The sequence below is a fragment of the Frankia sp. CcWB2 genome (assembly GCF_977927585.1).
Window position 1 is genome coordinate 1 of record NZ_CDWRCM010000151.1, and the last position, 2,141, is coordinate 2,141.

Below are 2,141 nucleotides of genomic sequence, written 5' to 3' on the forward strand. Positions count from 1 at the left end.
CGTGGACAGAGCGACAACTGCGGCTTTTCTCCTTGCGGAACTTCCCATGACTCCCCCATTGCTAGCGGAAAATGACCAAATGCTGTCGGCAGTGGAGGCCATTTCGGTCAGCGAGGACCGAAATCGGATCACCGACCGAACTCGAGCGATCCGCACTCAGGCTGATTTCCGCGGAGAAACACGCTTCCACGCAAATGACACAGCCCGCCCCGGGATCTTGGGATCTTCCCCTCCCGGCACCTCCGACTACGGAGAGTAGCTTCGATGTTGCCAATAGGTGGGAGGCGCGCATGATCGACTCGGGTGAGTCCATCCGGGTGGCTCCAGCGGAGCCCTCGGCGGCGACACCACCTGACGGATCACCTGACAGCCCCACGATGGGGCGCCGATCGGCAGGCATCGGCATCGGCCGGCCCGTTCGTGGCGGGGTTACTGTTCGCCGGCTGTTCCGAGCGGCATCGAAAAACTGGTAGAAATTGCACCCGCCAACTCGCCGATCATGATCGATCGGTAATTGACCGATATTCCTGGCGGCGGCGCGACAACCTCCCTAGGCTGCCTTCATGACGGGTTACCATCTGGCCCAGGTGAACATCGCCCGACTGCTCGCGCCGCCCGGCTCCTCCGCGCTGACCGACTTCGTCGCCGGTCTCACTCCCACCAACACGCTCGGCGACGGGCAGCCTGGCTTCGTCTGGCGCCTGCGGGCCGAGGATGGCGACACCGTCGTACGCACGTTCGTGTGGGAGGGCGACGGCGACCATGCGATCATCGTGAACCTGACCGTCTGGGAGTCGGTGGAGGCGCTGGCCAACTTCGTCTTCCGTAGCGGCCACGGGGCGTTCCTACGCCGTCGGCGCGAGTGGTTTCATCCCACCCAGCGGACGACCAACGCCCTGTGGTGGGTACCCGCCGGGCATCGGCCGGGGACGGACGAGGCCGAGGACCGGGTTCGTCACCTGCGGGCCCACGGTCCGACCGCCACCGCCTTCACGTTCCGGCTGACGTTTCCACCGCCGGACCGGCGGATCTCCCTGGTCCCGGGAAGCGGCCCGGAGAACACCGCCGAGCAGCCAGGCCGAGCGGCACCGAGAAACGCGGCGGCCGGAGGCTGATCCGGCGATGGGCTCCCGCGCCGAGGACGTGAAAAAATATGCTGGAAAGATGTACGGAAAATACGCGTGAAACCCTTTTCAGGGGACGGTCGGGTCGGTGTGGTCGATCCAGTTGGACAGAATGGCACCGAAGACGGCCGGATCCTCCGCACGGTTCCAGAACGCGGTGGCGGCCTGGACCGCGGTGGCCCCGGCCAGCAGGTAGTCGGCGACGTCGCGCCCGTCGGTCACACCCCCGACCCCGACGATGTCCACACTCTCCGGGAGCAGGCGGCGTAGCTGGCGCACCTGACCGAGCCCGACGGGCTTGAGCGCCGGCCCGCTCATACCGGCGAGCTCGACGTCGACGACTGGTCGGTGCGCCTCGTCGACGGCGAAGGCGTTGGGGAAGGTATTCACCGCCGTGACGAACCGCGGGCCACCGGGACGCGCGGCGACCTCATCGATCACCGTTGCGAGCTCCGCCAGAGCCGACGGATCGGAGAACGGCGAGATCTTGACTCCGTAGGGGACGCGTCGGGCCGGATCGGCACCAGCCTGCGCCACCAGCGTGTCGCCCACCGCCGTGCAGATCGTCGCGGTGTGCCCGGGATCGAAGCAGGCGATGCGCTTCTGCGTTCCGCCGTCCCAGACGTTCGGGCAGGCCAGGTTCAGTTCGATCAGATCGACCCCCGTCCGCGCCACGACCGCGGAGATCTCGCGGTATTCGTCGACACCGAACCCGGCGACGCTGACGGTCAACGGCTTGCCCGCCAGGTGAGCGCGCCGCACCATGCCGGGCAGATGCGCGGCATAGTAGTCCAGTCCGCGGTTGGGAAGCCCGAGCGCGTTCAACGAGTAGACTCGGCCAGGCCAGTAGACGTTGCCGGAGTTGCCTGACCGCGGTTCTCTGGTGATCGAACCAACGACGATCATCGAGACCGCCGACCGGGCGAACGTTTCGACATCCTCGGCGGTCTTGCAGGTGCCGGCCGCGTTCATGATCGGATGTTCCAGGGAGACACCGCACAGACCGCTCATGACCCC

General features: G+C 66.7%; 2 protein-coding genes. One reads left to right on the forward strand and one right to left on the reverse strand.

Going from position 1 to position 2,141, the window contains the following annotated elements:
- The first annotated feature begins 563 nt into the window (after positions 1 to 563).
- A complete protein-coding gene (locus ACY45C_RS15445) occupies positions 564 to 1,115 on the forward strand; it encodes a DUF3291 domain-containing protein (protein ID WP_462188297.1) in 552 nt (183 codons plus the stop codon).
- A gap of 78 nt (positions 1,116 to 1,193) precedes the next feature.
- Here the strand turns inward: ACY45C_RS15445 and ACY45C_RS15450 are convergent, their stop codons facing one another.
- Positions 1,194 to 2,135, reverse strand: a complete 942-nt coding sequence (locus ACY45C_RS15450) for a beta/alpha barrel domain-containing protein (protein ID WP_462188303.1) — start codon at positions 2,133 to 2,135, stop codon at positions 1,194 to 1,196.
- Positions 2,136 to 2,141 lie beyond the last annotated feature (6 nt).

Bases quoted from the DNA above. Each gene is read 5' to 3' on its own strand.
- ACY45C_RS15445 (WP_462188297.1), top strand. From the start codon at position 564: ATGACGGGTTACCATCTGGCCCAGGTGAACATCGCCCGACTGCTCGCG.
- ACY45C_RS15450 (WP_462188303.1), bottom strand. From the start codon at position 2,135: ATGAGCGGTCTGTGCGGTGTCTCCCTGGAACATCCGATCATGAACGCG.